Source organism: Marivivens sp. JLT3646 (assembly GCF_001908835.1).
GTDB classification, from domain to species: domain Bacteria; phylum Pseudomonadota; class Alphaproteobacteria; order Rhodobacterales; family Rhodobacteraceae; genus Marivivens; species Marivivens geojensis.
In genome coordinates this window covers 2,937,901-2,956,785 of the sequence record NZ_CP018572.1, presented here as the reverse complement: position 1 = coordinate 2,956,785, position 18,885 = coordinate 2,937,901, and the positions used below count along the sequence as shown (strand labels likewise).

The following is an 18,885-nucleotide window of genomic DNA, read 5'->3' as shown; positions in this document are numbered from 1 at the left end:
GTATTCAGTTGCCAAAATATAGATAATTGGCGGGGGAATGTCACGCAATTCGCACCATATTTTGTGTTTATAAAAAGGGTATAAGAACCCCGACAGCTACCAGTAGCCACCCTGCCGTCAGGTTCATCCGTTTGAGCGCGCGTGGTGAGGTCAGAAGCGCCCGCACCTTGCCGATAAACGCGCCCATAATGAGGTTGCCGATCAGTGGCACGATGGCCGAGAGCGCACCGATAGCGACAATGTCTGCGACCGTCAGTTGGGACAGGTCAAAGAAACCTGGCAGCATGCCCATGTAGAACAAGATCGCCTTGGGGTTACCGATGATGACGGCAAGGCCCGCAACAAAACCTGCGATGATGCCTGGACGGGTGAGGCGGCTGTCAGAGGCGATCGTTTTGTCGGCGTTACGGATGACCATGTAGCCCATAAACAGGAACGTTACTGACGCCACATAGCGCATCAGGTCCAAGAAGCCTGCATATTGGCTCACGATCCATGACACACCTAGGATGGCGAGGACGGACCACATGACATCGCCGACCACCACGCCGAGGGCGAGCGGCCATGCGGCACGGAAACCGCCCGACATGGCACGCGCCATGAGCGCGACCCAGACAGGACCGGGAGTCATGAACAGAATGAAAAGAGCACCTGCGTAAAGCGCAAGCTGTTGAAACGTCAGGGTCATTAGGACCTCGGTAAAGTTAAGCTGCCATATTCAGAGAGCGGCCAAAATGGGTTGTGGGCGAGTTCCCAAACGTGGCCATCGAGGTCTGCGTAGTAGCCGGAGTAGCCGCCCCAGAACACTTTCTCGGGCCGTTTCAGGCAGGTCGCGCCTGCGGAAAGGGCGAGTTCAAAGGCGGCATCGACATCTTCGACGGTGTTAAAATTTTGGGCCAATGTGACCGCCCCCGTTCCAAGCGGCGCGTCTGGTCGACCTTGGTCTTTCGCCAGTTCGTCAAGCGGGAACAGCCCCAAGAGTTGACCGTGAAGCTGGTAGAACGCCACTCCAGGTTGCTCTTCGGCGGGTGACCAGCCGAGGGCCGCGTAGAAGGCTTTGGATTGTTCGAGGTCTGCCACCCCAAGGGTGATCAAGGTGACGCGCTGAGGGGTCATGGAAGATCCTTTTGGGTGGTAATGGACGTGCCATTATCTTCTGTAATTTCAATATATTGCGCGCGCGTTTGCAATTCGTCGAACAGTTCCGGACCTGTGCCAGTCATGAACGCCTGTGCCCCCAACGCGCATATTTCATCATAGAGCGCGGCGCGGCGGCCTGCGTCAAGATGAGCTGCAACTTCGTCCAGCAAAAGGATCGGCGGGGCACCGAAATCACGGGCCAAGGCGCGACCATTGGCGAGGATCAGCGAAATCAACAGCGCCTTTTGTTCACCCGTCGAGCAATCAGAGGCGGGGACGCCTTTGGCGCGGAACGTAGCGTCCAGATCGCTGCGATGAGGACCGATCAGGGTGCGGCCTGCGGACATATCGCGCTGACGGTTAGCCGCGAATTGATCGCGCAAGGCGATTTCGTCCTCGGCTAAATCCTCTGCGTGTGTCAGCGCCAAATCCGCGATGGGAAAGGCGGTTTCAGCGGCGTCTTGGGCATCCTGAAGCTCTGCAATGGCGCGGTTGCGGTTCGCAGTGATCGCGATGCCTGCTTGGGCCATTTGCGTCTCTAGAGCGGCGTACCAATGTGCGTCGCGTACCATGTCTTTGAGCAGGCGATTGCGTTCGCGCATGGCCTTTTCATAGGTCAAAACGGCCTCAGCGTGAGAGGGTTCAAAGCTCATCGTCATACGGTCGAGGAACCGACGGCGCCCATCAGCCCCTTCGATCCAGAGGCGATCCATGGAGGGCACGAGCCAGAGGACACGGGCGATACGGCCCAGCGCAACTTGTGGCGCTGCCTTTCCATCGATGCGAAGTTGGCGGCCCTTGTCATGCTCCATCCACGTCTCGACCTCGTGAAATTGGTGGAGCGAGGTGATTTCTGCGCTGATTTTCCAGCCGAGCGCCTCTTGCTTGCGGATCATATCCTCGGCTGCGGCGCGACGGAGGCCGCGACCTGGGGAGAGGAGCGAGACGGCCTCCAGAATGTTGGTCTTGCCCGCGCCGTTCGGCCCGTAGATCGCAACGGGGCGGCCATCAAATTCGGCCACGGCGCGTTTGTGCGACCGAAAATGGGAAAGCTTGAGCACATCAACAGAAAGGCCGCTCATGTGCGGCCCTCCCTCATTCCAGTCTGTCGGTGGCTGCTGACCAAGGTCAGACGCGCATCGGCATAACGACGTAGACGGCAGAGGTGTCGTTACCTTCGCGCATCAAGGTCGGATCGCCAGACGAGTTGAACAGGAATACAGCGTTTTCGCGATCAACTTGGGACGCGATTTCAAGCAAGTATTTGGCGTTAAAGCCGATTTCCAGACGTTCGTCATCATAGGCAACAGCCAGTTCTTCGGTCGCGGCACCGCTGTCAGGGGCGTTGACGGAGAGAACCAGACGGTCCTCGTCGAGCGAGAGTTTCACAGCGCGGGAGCGTTCAGACGATACCGTCGCCACACGGTCCACCGCCTTTGCAAAATCGCTCGCGTCAACTTCGAGCCTGCGGGTGTTCCCCTGCGGGATCACGCGGGTGTAGTCGGGGAAGGTACCGTCGATGACCTTGGAGGTCAGGGTGATGTTCGGGGTCGCAAAGCGGACTTTGGTTTCCGAAACCGATACGGCGATCTGCATATCGTCATCGTCGAGCAGCTTGCGCAGCTCGCCAACGGTTTTACGCGGAACAATCACGCCCGGCATATCGCTTGCGCCATCAGGCAGAGCGGCGTCGATGCGAGCCAGACGGTGACCGTCGGTCGCAACGCAGCGTAGCGCGGGGCCGTCTTCGCCCGTGGCGACGTGCATGTAGACGCCGTTCAGGTAATAACGGGTTTCTTCAGTCGAGATCGCGAATTTCGATTTATCGAACAGGCGGCGCAGAACTGGTGCAGGTGCAGCAAAGTTCGTCGCGTAGTCCGAAGACGCCATCACTGGGAAATCTTCTTTGGGTAGGGTCGCGAGGCTAAAGTTCGAGCGACCCGCTTCGATGGTCAGGCGGCCTTTGACGCCGTCTTCGGTCAGGGTGACCAGCGCTCCGTCGGGCAGTTTGCGAACGATTTCGTTCAAGGTGACGGCGGCGACCGTGGTGGCGCCAGCGCGTTCGACCATTGCGGATGCTTTATCAACGACTTCGATGTCGAGGTCGGTTGCACGGAACTGAACGCTATCGCCTTCGGCTTCGATCAAGACGTTAGCCAGAATTGGAATAGTGTTCCGGCGTTCAACAACCGATTGGGCTTGTGCGACTGCCTTGAGCAAAACCGCGCGTTCGATACTGAATTTCATGTCCCTCGCTCCGCTTCTCGGACCTGACAAGGCCGGGAGGTGAAAACTATACGTTTCCCCTCTCGGCTCAAGCTCTTTTTGTCACTGTTTAATACTGCGCGTGCAGCGTCAAGACGCGAGCGTGCGGCGAAGCAGTTCCAATTCGTCGGAAAGTTGCGAATCTGCCGCGGAAAGTTCGTCGATGCGGCGCACACCGTGCATCACGGTCGTATGGTCGCGGCCACCGAATTTCCGACCGATTTCCGGCAAGGAACGGTTGGTCAGCTGTTTCGCCAGCCACATCGCAACCTGACGCGGACGAGCATAGGCACGCAGACGTTTCGGACCGATGAGATCGGACAGGCGGATGTTAAAGTGCTCTGCGACCTTGCGCTGAATCTCGTCGATGGTCACGCGACGCTCGGACGATTTCAGAAGGTCGGCAAGGCAGTCTTGGGTCATCTCCAAGGTGATCGGTTTGCCGACCAGCGATGCCATCGCAAAGAGACGGTTCAGCGCACCTTCAAGAACGCGGACGTTCGTCGTGATCTTGTGCGCGAGGAATTCCAACACACCGTTGTCGATCTGAAGCCCAGGGAACTGCTCTGCGTAAAGTTCCGCTTTGGTCTGGAGAATACCAACGCGGAGTTCGTAATCGGTTGGATGCAGGTCCACGACGAGGCCGCACTGGAGACGCGATTTGATACGGTCTTCGAGGTCTTTGATTTCACCAGGAGCGCGGTCCGCGGAAATGATGATCTGTTTGCGGGATTCAACGAGCGCGTTGAACGTGTGGAAGAACTCTTCTTGGGTCGAGTCTTTGCCCGCGATGAACTGAACGTCATCGACCATCAGGACGTCGACCGAACGGAACATCTGTTTGAAGTCGATCATCTTGCGGTCTTTGAGCGCCGAGATGAAGCGATACATGAATTGCTCAGCCGACAGATACACCACGTTCTTTTCTGGCGAACGGCGGCGGATTTCATGAGCCACGGCGTGCATGAGGTGAGTTTTACCCAGACCCACGCCACCATAGAGGAACAGCGGGTTAAAGGTGACGGGGCCACCTTCGGCAACGCGACGGGCCGCAGCATGGGCGAGCTCGTTCGGTTTACCGACAACGAAATTTTCGAATGTGTAACGCGGGTCCAGCGTTGCATCGGGAATCGACGGATCGATGCTCGCAGGGGACTGACGCACAGGCGCCGCAGCAACAGGCGCGGGACGGGCGCTGTTGGCGGCAGGGCACACATCAAACGCAAGGCGTTCGACTTGGGCACCATTGCGGTTCAAATGATAGATAATCTGGTCCGCATAGTTCTGCGTGACGTAGTTACCAAAGAACGAAGTAGGCGCTGTAAATCGTGCCACGCCTTCGTTCACACTCACTAGTTCAAGCGGCTCGATCCAGTTCGCAAAATTTCCAGTCCCCACACTGTTTTTTAACGTTTCGCGAATCGTGCCCCACATAGTCGTCGTCATATCCCAATGCCTGTCCCATACGTTTCTTGCGAGAGGTTTCCCCCGACACATCAACTCCTCAAAAGACAAAGCGCCATCGTTTGCCCGATCCCAAATTCGGACAGCCAAGGTCACCTGCATCTCTGGTCTGGATCCGTTTTACCGCCTAACGGGCGGCACATAACGAGCCCAATATGGGGTGGGCGTTCGTCACCCTGCCAGAGTGAAAAACGTCAGAACATTATGGCCGTACGAAATGGTACTGACCAGGTGAGCGCACAAATCATGTTTCATCCAGAGCAGATCCAGATGCTACAATGACTTCACTTTCACCATGCTCCCCCAGGAACGATGTGAATCGCTGAGTGACACTAGCAACCTCACTCGGACCGCTTCAACACAACAACGATCTTGACTCGGACTTTGGCCAAAAAGAATCTGTTCGTTTTTTGAAAGCGCTTATAAAATTGGGGTTCGGTGGTAATCGAGCAACAAAAAACGCGCCCCGAAAGGCGCGCTTATTTTTTGTTTTTCTACCCTAAAGGATGGAATCAGGCGATCGCCTTAACACGCGATGCAAGGCGCGACATTTTGCGCGATGCGGTGTTCTTGTGGAAGATGCCTTTGGTGACGCCACGCATCAGTTCCGGCTGAGCAGCTTTCAGAGCTGCAACAGCTGCGTCTTTGTCGCCCGAAGCGATTGCTTCTTCGACTTTACGCAGGAAGGTGCGGATGCGCGAACGGCGCATTTTGTTGATGTCAGCGCGAACAACGTTCTGACGGGCGCGTTTTTTGGACTGCGGCGTGTTTGCCATGTGCGGTTCCCCTCTCTCGGGCTAATTTGAATATCGTTAATGCAACGGAGCCCGACCGGGTTTCTGAACCGGCTGATTCTGGCCAGAGCGGGCCTCACACGCATGTATCGGGCGGCGTTTAAGGCCCGCCGCCCCAAAAGGCAAGTGTTTTAGCGGTCGCGGAACTGCGGTTCGCGCTTTTCAAGGAAGGCAGCCATGCCTTCTTTTTGGTCTTCGGTCGCAAAGAGCGAGTAGAAAACCGAACGTTCGTAAGCGACACCTTCTGAGAGCGAGGTTTCGAACGCCTTGTTCACGCAGTCCTTTGCAGCAGCGGTGGCGATCAGCGATTTCTCTGCGATCTTACCAGCGGCAGCGAGCGCTTCTTCTTTCAGCTTTTTCGCAGGAACAACGCGTGACACGAGGCCCGAACGCTCTGCCTCTTCGGCATCCATAAAGCGGCCCGTCAGGTGCATATCCATCGATTTGGATTTGCCGACATAGCGCGACAGGCGCTGTGTACCGCCGATCCCAGCGATCACACCGAGGTTGATCTCGGGCTGGCCGAATTTGGCGTTGTCCCCTGCGATGATGAAATCGCACATCATCGCGAGCTCACAGCCACCGCCCAGCGCGTAGCCTGCAACGGCTGCGATGATCGGTTTCTTTGTGTTGTTGAAACGGTCGCTCTCGGTCGCGAAGAACTTTGCGCTGACCATATCAACGAAGGATTTTTCCGACATTTCGGAGATGTCAGCACCAGCGGCAAATGCCTTTTCAGAACCGGTGATGACGATGCAGCGCACCTTCTCGTTTTCATCAGCGGCTTCGAGTGCATCGCACAGTTCGCCGAGAAGTTTCGAGTTCAGCGCATTGAGAGCCTCGGGACGGTTCAGGGTTATCAGTGCGACGTATCCCTGAACGTCGACGATGATGGTCTCATAAGCCATGTGCAGCCTCTGTTATCATTTTCACAGGACCAACTGCTTAACAAAGCTGTGACACCGATCAAGCTATCTTTGGCATTGCGGACAATAGAAAGTTGAGCGTCCCGACTGGACGAATCGATGAATGACGCTAGGGCATCCCTCTGTTTTACAAGGGTTTCCTTCCTGATCGTAGACGCGGAAAGTATGTTGAAAATAACCTAGTTCTCCATCGGCCTGACGGTGATCTTTGAGCGAAGAACCGCCTGCTTCTATCGCCTCAGAGAGGACTTCGCGGATAATCGGGACAAGTGATGCGATACGAGCGGCAGAAATTTGACCTGCTTTGCGTTTTGGGTTGATGCCAGCGCGATAAAGAACCTCGCAGACGTATATATTCCCCAATCCAGCAACGATTCCCTGATCAAGAAGGGTCGTTTTGATGGGCGAATTCTTTCCCCTGAGTCGCTCGGTCAGGTAGTCTTCGTTGAAACTGTTGGAAAACGGCTCCGGTCCGATGTCCCGCAACGGCCAGTGTTCATCGGCTTTATCCGTTTCCATAAGATCCATCGCGCCAAACCGACGGGCATCGTTAAAGGTCACGCGTGCACCGTTCGCCATATCAAAGACAACGTGATCGTGTTTGGCGGGCACGGGGTGCCGGTGGTGGAATTCGCCGATGGTAACGCCAGACACGGTCATGCGGCCCGACATCCCTAGGTGAATCAGCAGCGTTTCCCCGCTATCAAGGTCAGCGAGGATGTATTTGGACCGCCTGCGCAGAGCGTTGATCCGCTTGCCTGTCAGACGATCCGCCATATTTTCGGGGAACGGCCAACGCAGGTCGGGACGGTTGACCGAGGCTTTCGCGATGATTTCGCCTTCCATCGCGGGTTGCAGGCCGCGGCGGACTGTCTCTACCTCTGGCAATTCGGGCATGGCGTGCTTCCTATCTGCGGGGGTCCAGTGTATGCCCCAATTGGCCCCTAAAGATGTGACGCAAGCACGAGGACGGCAAGTGCCATGACCGAGACACCAGAAAACACCACCCACTTTGGTTTCGAAACCGTGCGGGAAGACGAAAAAGCAGGCCGCGTGCAGGGCGTGTTTACTTCGGTCGCGTCGAAATATGACATTATGAATGACGTGATGAGCGTTGGCATCCACCGTGTTTGGAAAGACGCGATGATGGATTGGCTGGCCCCGCGTCCGGGACAAAAACTGTTGGACGTTGCCGGTGGCACGGGTGACATTTCGTTCCGTTTCTTGAAACGCGCAGGCAGCGGGCATTCGACCGTGCTCGACCTTACGGAATCGATGCTCGTGGCTGGGCGTCAGCGGGCCGAGGCCGACGATATGGCCGATAGCCTCGACTGGGTTGTCGGCGACGCGATGAAGCTGCCGTTCCCCGATAATACGTTCGACGTTTACACGATCAGCTTTGGCATCCGTAACGTGACCCGCCCCCAAGAAGCGCTGAACGAAGCCTACCGCGTCCTTCGTCCAGGAGGTCGTCTGATGGTGCTGGAGTTCAGCCAGTTGCCGAACCCGATGATGCAAAAGGCCTATGACCTTTATTCGTTCAACGTCATTCCGCGGATGGGCCAACTGATCGCGAATGACCGTGACAGCTACCAATACCTCGTCGAATCGATCCGCAAGTTCCCTGATCAGGACACGTTCCTGTCGATGGTGAAAAAGGCGGGCTTTGAGAACGCGAAGTATCGCAACCTGTCGCTTGGCATCGCGGCGCTGCATTCGGGGTGGAAAATCTAATGCGTGGTCCTCATAACATTTGGCGGCTTGTCCGCACGGGTGCCACACTGGAGCGCGCGGGCGCGATGAATGTCGTTCTAGACGCGTTTGAAGCTGGGACGCTGCTGCGGTTCACGGCGCGGACGCTGGCGCTACCGTTTCGCTGGCTCGGATATCGTGGTGATGCGTCTTTACCGCCGACCACGCGGGCGCTGACAGCGCTGGGGCCTGCCTACATCAAATTCGGTCAGATCCTTTCGACGCGTCCTGACGTGGTGGGCGATGACCTCGCACGGGAACTGCGTGTGCTGCAGGACCAGTTGCCCGCGTTTTCAGTCGATATCGCGAAACGCGAAGTCGAACACGAGCTGGGCATTTCGGTCGATGAAGTGTTTACCAGCTTTTCCGAACCCGTTGCTGCCGCTTCGCTGGCGCAGGTTCACAAGGCCGTTCTGCGGTCGACGGGTGAAGAAGTCGCGGTAAAGGTTCTACGCCCCGGCGTGGAAAAGGCGTTCCGCAAGGATATCGACGCCTTCTACTTTGCCGCCAACATGATCGAGTTTCTGTCACGTAAATCCCGCCGCCTGCGCCCGATTGAAGTGATCGAACATTTCGACGGTGTTGTACGTGGTGAGCTGGACCTAAGACTAGAGAGCGCGTCGGCCTCGGAATTTGCGGCGAACACTGAAGCCGACGAAGGCTTTACCGTGCCGAGCGTGAATTGGCAGTTGTCGGCGCGGCGCGTGATGACGCTTCAGTGGGCCGAGGGCACCAATATGGGTGACAACGCGGCGCTGGATGCAGCGGGGCACGACCGCAATGCGCTGGCGACCCGCGTGCTGCAAATTTTCCTGAGCCAAGCGCTGCGTGATGGGCTGTTCCACGGTGATATGCATCAGGGCAACCTAAAGGTCGCGGCGAATGGTGACATCATCGCCTATGACTTTGGGATCATGGGCAGCATCGATGAATATACGCGCCGTGTATACGCGGAAATCCTCTACGGATTCATCAAACGCGACTACAAGCGCGTGGCCGAAGTACACTTTGAAGCGGGATATGTCCCAGCAAATCAAGACGTTGATGAATTCGCACGCGCGCTGCGTGCGGTCGGTGAGCCAATCTTTGGCATGGATGCGAGCCGCATTTCGATGGCGCGCCTGCTGTCCTACCTCTTTGAAGTGACCGAGCGGTTTGGGATGCAGACCCGCACCGAACTGATCCTTTTGCAGCGCACCATGGTCGTTGTCGAAGGCGTGGCGCGGTCGCTCAATCCGAACGTCGATATTTGGGCCGATGCCCGTCCCGTCGTTGAGTCCTACATCAAGAACGCGATTGGACCCAAAGCGGTCATGCGTGACCTTATGCGGACGGCGCGGGTTCTGTCCCGCTTTGGTCCGCGCCTTCCCGAAATGGCCGAGGCCGCGCTGGTGCGTCAGGGTAAGAACTTTGGCGAAGAGGCAGAAGTGCGCAGCACCTCTGCCCTCTGGGCGATTGCGGGCGCGGCGGTTGTTGGGGCGGCTTGGGTCGCGACGCTGTTTATCTAGCACGCAAGGCGGTGACGGTTTCGACCGGCACCTCCGCCCCGTTTTCGAGAACCAGCACGGTCGCACCAGATTCGGTGCAGACCTCGGCCACGGTGCCGTAAACGCTCGCCTGTGTGGTCGCGATCAGCGTGTCAGTTTGGTAGCTTTCGACATAAAAACTGTAGTCGCCAGCGGTCATCGGCGACCCGTCATCATCCACCCCCGCCCACGCCACGCTGCCCGAGGTCGGATCAATGGCGATGCGCTGCACTTCGGCACCGTAACTGTTCACCACGACCAGATCGGCAGAGTCCGCCTCGGTGTCGACCGATGTCGTCACCGAAATGGGCGTGCCATCAAAGTGTGCGGCGATCGGAGCCCTGACGTCTTGGCCGATCCAGGCGCCCATATCGGACATGGCAGAAGAGGACATCACGGCCATCAACTGCGCCAAAAGATCGTTGGTTTTGACCTGCTGTTCGACTGACGAAAAGGTCGCCAATTGCACGGCATAGTCCGACGGGTCGGTTGGGTTCAGCGGGTCCTGATTCTGCATCTGGACCGTCAGCATGTTCAAAAACGTCTCAAAATCCGAACTGATCGCCGAGGACGAGGTCGGCGCCGCCGTGGTAGTCGTTGCTGTGGTTGCGGTCACATCCATTTTTTTATCCTTTTCAGAGCCTTATGTCGACGCCCGTCGTTAAAACTTGCTGCGCTGGGGCTGGGTCGTCGGGAAGGGCTTCGACCGCAATATGGGTCGGTTTCGGAACCTCTTTGGGAGAATTTCGACCACCCTCATCCGAGAAACCCAAATCGACAGATTGGAACCCAAGCGACCGAAACTCCTGCTGCAACACGTCCAAATGCCGCCGCATTAGGTCAGAGGTCTCAGGTCGTTCTGCAGCGATCACGATCTGCACGATTTGATCCGTCACGGTCAGATGCAACCGCACGCGGCCTAGCTCTTCAGGGTCGAGAGCAATTTCGGTGGTGCCACTGTCATCATTCGCGACCGAAACCACGAGCTGTTCGACGATGTGCCGAAAGGTTTGCGCAGGGACAAGGATCGGCTTTGGCGCCGCTATCGGAATAGGATCAATGCGATGGTAGGGCAGCGTAAATGTGGGCGTTTGGTCGATAGGTGGAGGCGTCGAGAGAGTCCTAGAGCGCCGCTCTATACCTTCCGATATTTCTGGTTCAGGTGCATTCACCTTGACCGGTTGCACCACCTCCACCCGTTTAGGAGGGGTTGTCAGCGCCAGCGCCTCTGAACTGTCAGGCGCGCGAAACACTTCGACCGCAGGCGTTATCGCATGTTTCGGTTTGGGCACAAAGTCCCCCAAATCCTCAGGCGCCATAGGTTGTTCGGTCTGGGTCTCAAAGACACGAGCAGGTATGAGAGGCAAAGCAAACTCCCGCTCAGGTTCGATCATTTCGTCGCCGACCTCTAACTCAGGCTCCTCTGTCTCAACCTCAGACATTTCCTGTAAAATCGCCGCGAAGTCGGGCAACTCTTGCGGCGTTGCCCCTGCAGATTCGACGGGAATCTGGGATAAAATCGGCAGCACGCAGATGAGATCGGGTTGAAGCATCATAGGTCAGGTTTAGCGCCCGATGCTTACCGAATCTTTACCGCCATCGATTTATTTCATCGCCGAAACCCACGGATCGGAGGTGCCGATGATCCCCCTTTTGACCAAACAGCCAAGCGCAGTCAGTCCGACCTCACAATTGCGAACGGTCGCCAATGAAATGGAAGCCGCGTTTTTGGCAGAAATGCTGAAATATTCGGGACTTGGCGATACGTCAGACGCGTTTGGTGCGGGAGCTGGCGGCGAACATTTCGCGTCATTTCTGCGCGAAGAACAGGCCCGAATTATGGTCGAAGGCGGCGGCATCGGCCTCTCAGAATCGATCTTCCGCGCCCTTTCGGAGAGACCCCATGACTGACCAGACACAACACGCATTGGACCTGCTGAATCAGGCGCGCAAAGCCACTTTATGCGGTGATTACCGCGCGTTAGACCAGCTATCCGCGCCATTAAACGCGATCACTGAAAAGGCCAGCACGGATGCCGTATTCGCGGCAGCAGTTCGACCAGCGGCAGAACGGAATGCGCGGCTTTTACAGATGGCGCTGAACGGGATTGAGAACGTACGAAAACGGCTCGCTGATCAAAAACAGCAGATGGCGAATTTCGGGACATATGACGCGGCTGGGCACCATGCCGTTCATGTGATGCGCCCCGAGTCCCTGCAACAAAAGATCTAATTTGAGCGATTTTTGAGACGGCGATTAGGAATTCGTTAGCCGACTCTGCCCAAGGTGGCTTCACATCCGAAATGGATTGTCGGGCCTGACCTGACCCCGTCAGAACGACGATTTCTCCGGCCGGAATGGCCATTGAACTCACGGCGCAAAAGCGCCCCTCCATGAAAAGGACTCGCACTTATGTCGAGCATTCTGACGAATAACGGCGCAATGGTTGCGCTGAACACTTTGAAATCGATCAACAGCAATCTGTCGAAAGTTCAGGACACCATTTCCACGGGTAAAGAGGTCAATTCGGCCAAAGATAACGCCTCGGTCTGGGCGATTTCCAAGGTGATGGAATCGGACGTCCAAGGCTTCTCTGCAATCTCAGACAGCCTATCACTGGCGGAATCTTCGGTTTCGGTGGCCGCAGGCGCAACCGAGACGGTGACTGACCTTCTTACTGATATCAAAAGCAAAATCGTATCTGCCCAAGAGGAAAACGTCGACCGCGACAAAATCCAAGCAGACATCAAGGCGCTGACAGACCAGATCAAATCGGTCACGGGCGCCGCGCAGTTCAACGGTTTGAACCTGATCGACGGGACTGACGACGTGAAGGTTTTGTCATCGATCGACCGTTCGGCGGATGGCTCGGTCAAGACCGCGAACATCACAGTTAACCGTCAAGACTTGTCCACCTCGGCAGGCACATACGGCACGGGCGGTTCGTTAAGTGCAAACTCTGTCGTGGCAGACAGCGCGACCGCCGTCGCATCCGCAGGTAACACCGCCGTCGTGACCTTTGCAGGTTCGAGCGCGGACTATGCCGGCGACGCGGCAACGCTGACCGTTGGCGGTGTTGCGCTGCAGTTCACTGGTGCAACTGGTCAGACCGAGACCGATGCCGCGAGTTACTTTGCAAGCGCCATCAACGCTTTGGGTCTCACAGGCGTGACTGCGTCGGCATCCAGCGCGGACCTAACCATCACATCGACCCTGTCGTTTGAAGACCTCGCCGTCGGCGTATCAGGCCTTTCTGGCGATGCAGCGGGCACGGTGATCAGTGCGCTCAACGGCTCGACCGGCCTGTCGTTGACCACTGGAGACATTGGTGAACGCGCAGAGCAGGTGGACTTCTCGACCACCGCGAAAGTGAACGAAGGCGACGGCTATAAGGTCACTATCGGCAGCGCGTCTTACAACTATGTCGCTGGCAAAAGTGAATCGATGGAGGACGTGGCACGCGGCCTGAAAACCGCGATCGACTCGGCCAATGTGTCGGGCGTGACCACTGCCGTGACCCAAGATTCTTCGACCGGTCAGTGGAGCCTCAAGGTCGACAATGATGGCACTGGATCATCCAGCCTGACATTTGCTGCGGCAGGTAACGCGGGCGGCAAGGCATCAGGTGGCCTGTTTGGTCTCGATAGCATCGACGTTTCGACGGCCAAGGGTGCGTCTTCTGCGCTGGACACCATCGACACGCTGATTTCCAACGCGATTGATGCCTCCTCTGCCTTTGGTTCGATCCAAGGCCGCCTAGAAACCCAGTCTGAATTCGTTGGCAAACTGAGCAGCGCGCTGAAGTCCGGCATCGGTAGCCTCGTGGACGCGGATATGGAGGAAACCTCCGCTCGCCTGCAAGCGCTTCAGGTACAGCAACAGCTGGGCGTGCAATCGCTTTCGATGGCGAACCAAGCGCCGCAGTCGATCCTGTCGCTCTTCCGCTAATGATCGGCGGGGGCGTCCCAGTGGCGCCCCCAATTCCCCGCGGTAAAACTGCGTTCCGCCCCACATCGTCCCGAAAGGACCCCACGTGAGCGTCATTGAAAAAGCCCGAATGGCCTATGGTCCCGCTGCAGCGATCATCCGCACCCCGCGCGCGACCGAACATCAAGTCTTCTCTCAAATAACCGCGCAACTGCGCCATGCGATTGGGTCGGGTAATCACCGCGATTTGGTCGATGCGCTGCATGCCAACCGTAAGCTCTGGACCACGCTCGCCGTTGATGTTGCCGACGACGAAAACGACCTGCCTCGCGATCTACGGGCGCGGATTTTCTACCTCGCTGAATTCACACAGCACCACACAGGCAAGGTCTTGCGCCAGCAGGCTGATGCCGAAGTGCTCATTGATATCAACCGCGCAGTCATGGCTGGGCTATCAGGACAGGAGGCAAAGGCATGAGCGGCCTCGTTCTAAAGCTCGGACCTGGTGAGCGGGTTCTCGTCAACGGTGCCGTCATTGAAAACGGGGATCGGCGGTCACGCATCGCGATCCTGACGCCGAACGCAAATATCCTGCGACTCCGCGATGCCATTCGCCCGACCGAAGCGAACACGCCCGTTCGGCGGGTCTGTTATATTTCGCAGCTCGTTCTGTCGGGGGATGTGGCCGAACCTGAGGCCCGCAAGCAGGTGCTAAGCGGGATTGAGCAACTGAGCCGCGTGTTCTGTGATCACGACAGCCGCAGCCACCTCAATGCTGCGACCGCCGCCGTGATGGAAGATGATTTCTACAAGGCGCTCAAGCTTTTGCGGGTTCTCATCCCCCGCGAAGACCGCCTGTTCGCAACCCAAGGAACCGCCTGATGTATCAACCCGTCATCCCCCTGTCAGGCTATGGTGGATGGCGGTTTTTATCGCGGACCATCGACCAGCAGAAAGAGGTCTATGCGGCCTCTGCTGCGGTTCAGCGGACGGAAACCTACTTTCGCGAGAACATCGGTTCGATCAATTCGGCTGAGGACCTTGTCAATGATCGACAGTTGCTAGAGGTGGCGCTGGGCGCGTTTGGGCTTGAGGACGACCTATACGCAAAGGCGTTTATTCAGAAAGTATTGGACGATGGAACGCTCGAAAGCGCTGCGCTGTCCAACAAGCTATCAGACAAACGATATGCGGCGTTATCCAAGGCGTTTGGCTTTGGCGATTTCGACACACCGCGCACGGTTCTGTCGGACTTTGCCGACGAAATTCTGACGCGCTATAAAGACCGCAGTTTTGAGGTCGCCGTTGGCGAGGTCGACAATGATATGCGCATGGCCCTGAACCTCGGTCCTGCGTTGAACGACATTCTAGACACCGCCAGCACGGACACCGGCCGGTGGTTTGGGGTCATGGGGAATACGGCACTGCGCACGGTATTTGAAACCGCGATGGGGTTCCCATCGAGCTTTGCCGCGATCGATCTGGACCAGCAGCTCGATCAATTTCGCGATAGGGCAGAGCGGATGTTTGGCACCTCGAAGGTCGAAGATTTCGCCAACCCTGAGCATCAGGAAAAGCTTATCCGCCTCTATATGATCCGATCTGAGGCGGCGAATTTCTCTGCGACTTCGGCAGGGTCGATTGCTTTGACCTTGTTGCAAGGTGGCTAGGCAATTGCTGCTTTTAACGCAGCAAAGGCGGTCTCCGCTCCTGCGTCGTTCATACGAGAAAATACAGCATCAATACGATCTTTCACGGCGATCGCACGGTCGAGCAAGGGGTCAGAGCCGGCGACATAGAGACCCGAACGGATCATCAATTCGGATTGTGCGTAGGTTCCCATCAGGTTCCTAACTTCCGCGATTATCGAGTTCTCAGTAGGGTTCGCTGCATCGGGCAGTGACCGCGAAACAGAACGCAGCACATCAACGGCGGGATAGCGACCTGCTTCGGCAATGGTGCGCTCCATGACCACGTGACCGTCCAAGACGCCGCGCACCATGTCGGCAACGGGTTCTTCCATATCGGATCCCGCGACCAAAACGCTGTAGATCGCGGTGATGTCGCCTTGGTCGCCCGAAGCTGGCCCTGCGCGTTCACACAGACTTGCGATGGCAGCGGCGGTTGAGGCAGGGAACCCTCGCAAGGCAGGGGATTCGCCCGCTGCAACGGCGACCTCGCGGTGGGCTTCGGCAAAGCGGGTGAGCGAGTCGACGAAAAGGAGAACCTGGCGCCCTTCATCACGGAAATGTTCGGCAATCGTGGTCGCGGCCAATGCGCAGCGCCGACGGATTTGCGGTCCCCTGTCCGAAGTCGCCGCCACGACGATACTGCGTGCCAATCCCTCTGGTCCTAGTGTCTTTTCAACGAATTCACGGACCTCGCGACCACGTTCACCAACGAGGGCGATCACGGCAATGTCGGCCTCCATCCCCCGCGCGAGGCCCGCGAGCAGTGTGGATTTACCGACGCCAGACCCCGCGAAAAGGCCAATCCTCTGCCCCCGCGTGATCGGCAAAACCGTGTCAAAGAGTATGTAACCCGTCGACAAACGTGCCCCCAACCCGCGCCGAGTATAGGCAGTCGGCGCAGGTGCGCGTATGGATTTTGTGGTGAGGCCGTGCAAGATTGGGTGACCGTCCAGTGGCATACCATCGGGATCAATCACACGGCCAATCCATGAGGCATCGGGCGCAAAGTTCGGCGTGCCGTTGAGCCGAACAGGGTCGCCAACCGTTGCGCCGTCCATCGGATCATCGGGCAGCAGCGAGACACCGTTTGGATCAATCCGAACGACCTCTGACTGCGTGCGATTGCCCGCATGTTGGATAGTCACACGATCACCTAGCCGGGCGGCGTCAGAGAGGCCAGCCACTTGGATCACGCTGTCAGACACGGACGAAATACGTCCCATCGGGTGGCAAATCTTAGCGCCTGATATCGCCGCGCTGGCGCGAGCGAAAACATCTGTACCCATTCTGGATCCCTTTCGTCCTCTGACAACTTGTTCTTAAGGAATCAGGGTTAAGCCTTGGTTTAGATCAATCGAGGGAGAAGCCCCGATGTATGAAAATATGAAGATTTTCAGCATGGCTGGACAGGTCGCCGCCCACGCCGGAGCACGGCAAGCGGTGACGGCGCAGAACATCGCGAACGCAGACACGCCCGGCTACAAGGCGCAGTCCATCGCGCCTTTTGCGAAGGCTTATGAAGAGGCAGGAACGCCAGTGCGGACGACCCGCGCGGGGCATCTGTCGACAGGCGGACTGGACGCGGCCTTTGCCATCAGTGACCGCACCACAGAGCAGAGCCCGAACGGGAACTCGGTCTCACTTGAGGAAGAAATGGTGGCGGCAGTGGATGCATCGCGCGAACACAACCGCGCCTTGGCCGTCTATCGGCACGGCATGACCGTTTTGCGCACCGCGCTAGGACGGTCGTGATGGTGGATTTCGCAAATGCGCTCAAGGTGGCTGGGTCTGGAATGCAGGCGCAAGCAACGCGGCTCGGTCGGTTATCCGAGAATATCGCGAACGCCGATACCCCTGGTTACCACCGCAAAACCATCAGTTTTCACGCGGCAATGTCAGCCGGCCAAACCGATGGAACGGTCGAAACTGGACCCGTTCGGCTGGACCAATCCCCGTTGGAACAGATCTACGATCCGTCGCATCCACTGGCAGACGAAAGCGGTCATTACAACGGATCGAACGTCAATTTACTGGTCGAAATCGCTGACGCCCGCGAGGCCCAGCGAAGTTACGAGGCGAACCTCAAGATGTTCGACCAGATCAGACAGATGTCATCGTCCTTGATGGATCTGCTGCGAAAATAAGGGAGAAACCCGATGGATATTCGCGCTACATCCGCGTCACTGGCCTATGCCGCCAACAAACCTGCAACCGCGCCGTCAGAGGCAGCAGGCGCGGTCAAAGACTTTGTCGCGACGCTACAGAACAGTGAGACCACGGCCATCGCGTCAATGTCGGGCGGGGCAGATCCGCATGCTTTAGTGCAAGCCTTGGCACAGACCGAGCTGGCCGTCGAAACGGCGGTCACGATACGCGACAAAGTCGTCGAGGCCTATCAGGAAATCCTGAGGATGCCGGTATGATGGCCGAGGCGGAATTCTACGACATCTTACGCGCTGGGCTATGGATTGCGGTGATCGTGTCGGTGCCGATTTTGACCGTGGCTCTGGCCTCTGGCCTCGTGATCGGATTGTTTCAGGCGCTAACCTCGATCCAAGAAAACACGCTGACGTTCGTGCCCAAACTCATCGCGATCGTTGCGGTGTTTTGGCTGACCATGGCGTTCATGTCCGAAACGCTCGTCGGGTACTTCCACGGTTCTATCATCCCGCTGATCGCGCGAGGCGTCGATGGATAACGCAGGTTACACCGCCCTCACGCGACAGTCTGGCCTCATGGCCGAAATGCGGACAATCGCGAATAATATCGCCAACGCGAACACCACAGGGTTTCGTGCCGAGGGCGTGATTTTCGCCGAACACATCAAACAGACGGGCAGCGATAGTCTGTCGATGGCCACGGCGAGCGTTCGGGACACTGTGCAGGCCCAAGGAGCATTGGCGCAGACGGGCGGGCCGTTTGATCTGGCGATTGAGGGCGACGGGTTTTTCCTCATCGACACGCCAAACGGTCAACGGCTGACCCGCGCGGGCAGTTTCACCCCGAACGAGGTCAGAGATCTGGTTACGATGGATGGCCATCCCGTGCTCGATGCGGGTGGTGCGCCTGTGTTTATTCCTACTGGGCTTGGACCCGTGGGGATTGCCCCCGATGGGACGATTTCAGCGGGGGGACGCCCTGTTGGGCAGATCGGATTGTTCCTGCCCGAAGACCCCCTCAGCCTGACCCGAGAGGACGGCGTGCGGTTTTCGACGAACGGCGTTCTACCTGCCGAGGACTCGCGGATGCTTCAGGGCTATGTCGAGGAATCGAACGTCGATCCCGTGCTGCAAGTGGCGCGGATGATCGAGGTGCAGCGGGCCTATGAGCTCGGTCAATCCTTCATGGAAAACGAAGACAAACGGATCCGCGGCGTGATCGACACGCTCGGACGATAGG

General features: G+C 57.5%; 24 protein-coding genes. 13 read left to right on the top strand and 11 right to left on the bottom strand.

What is annotated here, in order from left to right; translation table 11 throughout:
• Positions 1–67: 67 nt before the first annotated feature.
• The 8 genes from BSK21_RS14840 to mutM all read right to left on the bottom strand — a co-directional run bounded on the left by BSK21_RS14840 (position 68) and on the right by mutM (position 7,486).
• Positions 68–688 carry a LysE family translocator gene (locus BSK21_RS14840; RefSeq protein WP_067551908.1) on the bottom strand — a complete coding sequence of 207 codons (621 nt, stop codon included), beginning with the start codon at positions 686–688 and terminating at the stop codon, positions 68–70.
• Positions 688–1,116: a VOC family protein gene (locus tag BSK21_RS14835; RefSeq protein WP_067551905.1), complete on the bottom strand. Its 429-nt coding sequence runs from the start codon at positions 1,114–1,116 to the stop codon at positions 688–690. Before BSK21_RS14835 ends, BSK21_RS14840 begins: the two co-directional genes overlap by 1 nt.
• Entirely contained in the window at positions 1,113–2,222 is a 1,110-nt protein-coding gene (gene recF / locus BSK21_RS14830) for a DNA replication/repair protein RecF (RefSeq protein ID WP_067551902.1), read from the bottom strand. The genes BSK21_RS14835 and recF overlap by 4 nt, the downstream gene beginning before the upstream one ends.
• Before the next feature lie 46 nt (positions 2,223–2,268).
• A complete protein-coding gene (gene dnaN / locus BSK21_RS14825; RefSeq protein ID WP_067551899.1) occupies positions 2,269–3,387 on the bottom strand; it encodes a DNA polymerase III subunit beta in 1,119 nt (372 codons plus the stop codon).
• A gap of 108 nt (positions 3,388–3,495) precedes the next feature.
• A complete protein-coding gene (gene dnaA, locus BSK21_RS14820) occupies positions 3,496–4,851 on the bottom strand; it encodes a chromosomal replication initiator protein DnaA (RefSeq protein WP_067551896.1) in 1,356 nt (451 codons plus the stop codon).
• A gap of 530 nt (positions 4,852–5,381) precedes the next feature.
• Positions 5,382–5,645 carry a 30S ribosomal protein S20 gene (gene rpsT / locus BSK21_RS14815; protein ID WP_067551893.1) on the bottom strand — a complete coding sequence of 88 codons (264 nt, stop codon included), beginning with the start codon at positions 5,643–5,645 and terminating at the stop codon, positions 5,382–5,384.
• A gap of 149 nt (positions 5,646–5,794) precedes the next feature.
• Positions 5,795–6,571, bottom strand: coding sequence for an enoyl-CoA hydratase (locus tag BSK21_RS14810; protein WP_074039052.1), 777 nt, complete (start codon positions 6,569–6,571; stop codon positions 5,795–5,797).
• Between the two features lie 63 nt (positions 6,572–6,634).
• Positions 6,635–7,486, bottom strand: coding sequence for a bifunctional DNA-formamidopyrimidine glycosylase/DNA-(apurinic or apyrimidinic site) lyase (mutM, locus tag BSK21_RS14805; protein ID WP_067551890.1), 852 nt, complete (start codon positions 7,484–7,486; stop codon positions 6,635–6,637).
• An 84-nt stretch (positions 7,487–7,570) separates the two neighbouring features.
• On the opposite strand from mutM, the gene ubiE reads away from it, so the two are divergent.
• Both ubiE and ubiB read left to right on the top strand, forming a co-directional pair.
• On the top strand, positions 7,571–8,323 hold the full coding sequence (gene ubiE, locus BSK21_RS14800; protein ID WP_067551887.1) for a bifunctional demethylmenaquinone methyltransferase/2-methoxy-6-polyprenyl-1,4-benzoquinol methylase UbiE: 753 nt from the start codon (positions 7,571–7,573) through the stop codon (positions 8,321–8,323).
• Positions 8,323–9,849: a 2-polyprenylphenol 6-hydroxylase gene (ubiB, locus tag BSK21_RS14795; RefSeq protein WP_067551884.1), complete on the top strand. Its 1,527-nt coding sequence runs from the start codon at positions 8,323–8,325 to the stop codon at positions 9,847–9,849. The genes ubiE and ubiB overlap by 1 nt, the downstream gene beginning before the upstream one ends.
• Here ubiB and BSK21_RS14790 read toward each other — a convergent pair.
• Both BSK21_RS14790 and BSK21_RS14785 read right to left on the bottom strand, forming a co-directional pair.
• The gene (locus tag BSK21_RS14790; protein WP_067551881.1) at positions 9,842–10,489 is read right to left on the bottom strand and encodes a flagellar hook capping FlgD N-terminal domain-containing protein; all 648 of its coding nucleotides are present in this window, start codon (positions 10,487–10,489) and stop codon (positions 9,842–9,844) included. The two genes, ubiB and BSK21_RS14790, sit on opposite strands and share 8 nt — an antisense overlap.
• A 13-nt stretch (positions 10,490–10,502) precedes the next feature.
• Positions 10,503–11,423 (bottom strand): flagellar hook-length control protein FliK, encoded by a 921-nt coding sequence (locus BSK21_RS14785; protein WP_067551878.1) that lies wholly within the window; start codon positions 11,421–11,423, stop codon positions 10,503–10,505.
• A gap of 85 nt (positions 11,424–11,508) precedes the next feature.
• Here BSK21_RS14785 and BSK21_RS14780 point away from each other — a divergent pair, with 85 nt between their 5' ends.
• The 6 genes from BSK21_RS14780 to BSK21_RS14755 all read left to right on the top strand — a co-directional run bounded on the left by BSK21_RS14780 (position 11,509) and on the right by BSK21_RS14755 (position 15,465).
• Complete coding sequence (locus tag BSK21_RS14780) at positions 11,509–11,778, top strand: rod-binding protein (protein WP_067552268.1); 270 nt, start codon at positions 11,509–11,511, stop codon at positions 11,776–11,778.
• A complete protein-coding gene (locus tag BSK21_RS14775) occupies positions 11,771–12,100 on the top strand; it encodes a hypothetical protein (RefSeq protein WP_067551875.1) in 330 nt (109 codons plus the stop codon). The genes BSK21_RS14780 and BSK21_RS14775 overlap by 8 nt, the downstream gene beginning before the upstream one ends.
• Positions 12,101–12,280: 180 nt before the next feature.
• The gene (locus tag BSK21_RS14770; RefSeq protein ID WP_067551873.1) at positions 12,281–13,816 is read left to right on the top strand and encodes a flagellin; all 1,536 of its coding nucleotides are present in this window, start codon (positions 12,281–12,283) and stop codon (positions 13,814–13,816) included.
• An 85-nt stretch (positions 13,817–13,901) separates the two neighbouring features.
• Positions 13,902–14,273 carry a flagellar biosynthesis regulator FlaF gene (flaF, locus tag BSK21_RS14765; RefSeq protein WP_067551870.1) on the top strand — a complete coding sequence of 124 codons (372 nt, stop codon included), beginning with the start codon at positions 13,902–13,904 and terminating at the stop codon, positions 14,271–14,273.
• Positions 14,270–14,677 carry a flagellar biosynthesis repressor FlbT gene (flbT, locus tag BSK21_RS14760; RefSeq protein WP_067551867.1) on the top strand — a complete coding sequence of 136 codons (408 nt, stop codon included), beginning with the start codon at positions 14,270–14,272 and terminating at the stop codon, positions 14,675–14,677. The genes flaF and flbT overlap by 4 nt, the downstream gene beginning before the upstream one ends.
• Positions 14,677–15,465, top strand: a complete 789-nt coding sequence (locus tag BSK21_RS14755) for a DUF1217 domain-containing protein (protein WP_318254766.1) — start codon at positions 14,677–14,679, stop codon at positions 15,463–15,465. Before flbT ends, BSK21_RS14755 begins: the two co-directional genes overlap by 1 nt.
• Here BSK21_RS14755 and BSK21_RS14750 read toward each other — a convergent pair.
• Positions 15,462–16,772 (bottom strand): FliI/YscN family ATPase, encoded by a 1,311-nt coding sequence (locus BSK21_RS14750; protein ID WP_067551861.1) that lies wholly within the window; start codon positions 16,770–16,772, stop codon positions 15,462–15,464. The two genes, BSK21_RS14755 and BSK21_RS14750, sit on opposite strands and share 4 nt — an antisense overlap.
• 85 nt (positions 16,773–16,857) lie before the next feature.
• On the opposite strand from BSK21_RS14750, the gene BSK21_RS14745 reads away from it, so the two are divergent.
• The 5 genes from BSK21_RS14745 to BSK21_RS14725 are packed head-to-tail and all read left to right on the top strand — an operon-like array spanning position 16,858 to position 18,884.
• Positions 16,858–17,238, top strand: a complete 381-nt coding sequence (locus BSK21_RS14745) for a FlgB family protein (protein WP_067551858.1) — start codon at positions 16,858–16,860, stop codon at positions 17,236–17,238.
• Positions 17,238–17,630: a flagellar basal body rod protein FlgC gene (flgC, locus tag BSK21_RS14740; protein WP_067551855.1), complete on the top strand. Its 393-nt coding sequence runs from the start codon at positions 17,238–17,240 to the stop codon at positions 17,628–17,630. Before BSK21_RS14745 ends, flgC begins: the two co-directional genes overlap by 1 nt.
• Positions 17,631–17,642: 12 nt before the next feature.
• Positions 17,643–17,909, top strand: coding sequence for a flagellar hook-basal body complex protein FliE (gene fliE, locus BSK21_RS14735; protein WP_067551853.1), 267 nt, complete (start codon positions 17,643–17,645; stop codon positions 17,907–17,909).
• Complete coding sequence (locus BSK21_RS14730; protein WP_067551850.1) at positions 17,906–18,184, top strand: flagellar biosynthetic protein FliQ; 279 nt, start codon at positions 17,906–17,908, stop codon at positions 18,182–18,184. Before fliE ends, BSK21_RS14730 begins: the two co-directional genes overlap by 4 nt.
• Entirely contained in the window at positions 18,177–18,884 is a 708-nt protein-coding gene (locus BSK21_RS14725; RefSeq protein ID WP_067551847.1) for a flagellar hook-basal body complex protein, read from the top strand. Before BSK21_RS14730 ends, BSK21_RS14725 begins: the two co-directional genes overlap by 8 nt.
• The last annotated feature ends 1 nt before the right edge of the window (position 18,885 follow it).

What these genes read in the sequence shown, in the direction of transcription:
- BSK21_RS14770 (WP_067551873.1), top strand. Translation starts at nt 12,281, where the DNA reads ATGTCGAGCATTCTGACGAATAACGGCGCAATGGTTGCGCTGAACACT.
- dnaA (WP_067551896.1), bottom strand. Translation starts at nt 4,851, where the DNA reads ATGACGACGACTATGTGGGGCACGATTCGCGAAACGTTAAAAAACAGT.
- BSK21_RS14810 (WP_074039052.1), bottom strand. Translation starts at nt 6,571, where the DNA reads ATGGCTTATGAGACCATCATCGTCGACGTTCAGGGATACGTCGCACTG.
- BSK21_RS14725 (WP_067551847.1), top strand. Translation starts at nt 18,177, where the DNA reads ATGGATAACGCAGGTTACACCGCCCTCACGCGACAGTCTGGCCTCATG.
- rpsT (WP_067551893.1), bottom strand. Translation starts at nt 5,645, where the DNA reads ATGGCAAACACGCCGCAGTCCAAAAAACGCGCCCGTCAGAACGTTGTT.
- BSK21_RS14835 (WP_067551905.1), bottom strand. Translation starts at nt 1,116, where the DNA reads ATGACCCCTCAGCGCGTCACCTTGATCACCCTTGGGGTGGCAGACCTC.
- BSK21_RS14785 (WP_067551878.1), bottom strand. Translation starts at nt 11,423, where the DNA reads ATGATGCTTCAACCCGATCTCATCTGCGTGCTGCCGATTTTATCCCAG.
- flgC (WP_067551855.1), top strand. Translation starts at nt 17,238, where the DNA reads ATGGTGGATTTCGCAAATGCGCTCAAGGTGGCTGGGTCTGGAATGCAG.
- BSK21_RS14780 (WP_067552268.1), top strand. Translation starts at nt 11,509, where the DNA reads ATGATCCCCCTTTTGACCAAACAGCCAAGCGCAGTCAGTCCGACCTCA.
- BSK21_RS14755 (WP_318254766.1), top strand. Translation starts at nt 14,677, where the DNA reads ATGTATCAACCCGTCATCCCCCTGTCAGGCTATGGTGGATGGCGGTTT.
- flbT (WP_067551867.1), top strand. Translation starts at nt 14,270, where the DNA reads ATGAGCGGCCTCGTTCTAAAGCTCGGACCTGGTGAGCGGGTTCTCGTC.
- BSK21_RS14750 (WP_067551861.1), bottom strand. Translation starts at nt 16,772, where the DNA reads ATGGGTACAGATGTTTTCGCTCGCGCCAGCGCGGCGATATCAGGCGCT.
- ubiB (WP_067551884.1), top strand. Translation starts at nt 8,323, where the DNA reads ATGCGTGGTCCTCATAACATTTGGCGGCTTGTCCGCACGGGTGCCACA.
- BSK21_RS14745 (WP_067551858.1), top strand. Translation starts at nt 16,858, where the DNA reads ATGTATGAAAATATGAAGATTTTCAGCATGGCTGGACAGGTCGCCGCC.
- fliE (WP_067551853.1), top strand. Translation starts at nt 17,643, where the DNA reads ATGGATATTCGCGCTACATCCGCGTCACTGGCCTATGCCGCCAACAAA.
- ubiE (WP_067551887.1), top strand. Translation starts at nt 7,571, where the DNA reads ATGACCGAGACACCAGAAAACACCACCCACTTTGGTTTCGAAACCGTG.
- recF (WP_067551902.1), bottom strand. Translation starts at nt 2,222, where the DNA reads ATGAGCGGCCTTTCTGTTGATGTGCTCAAGCTTTCCCATTTTCGGTCG.
- BSK21_RS14840 (WP_067551908.1), bottom strand. Translation starts at nt 688, where the DNA reads ATGACCCTGACGTTTCAACAGCTTGCGCTTTACGCAGGTGCTCTTTTC.
- mutM (WP_067551890.1), bottom strand. Translation starts at nt 7,486, where the DNA reads ATGCCCGAATTGCCAGAGGTAGAGACAGTCCGCCGCGGCCTGCAACCC.
- dnaN (WP_067551899.1), bottom strand. Translation starts at nt 3,387, where the DNA reads ATGAAATTCAGTATCGAACGCGCGGTTTTGCTCAAGGCAGTCGCACAA.
- BSK21_RS14790 (WP_067551881.1), bottom strand. Translation starts at nt 10,489, where the DNA reads ATGGATGTGACCGCAACCACAGCAACGACTACCACGGCGGCGCCGACC.
- BSK21_RS14775 (WP_067551875.1), top strand. Translation starts at nt 11,771, where the DNA reads ATGACTGACCAGACACAACACGCATTGGACCTGCTGAATCAGGCGCGC.
- BSK21_RS14730 (WP_067551850.1), top strand. Translation starts at nt 17,906, where the DNA reads ATGATGGCCGAGGCGGAATTCTACGACATCTTACGCGCTGGGCTATGG.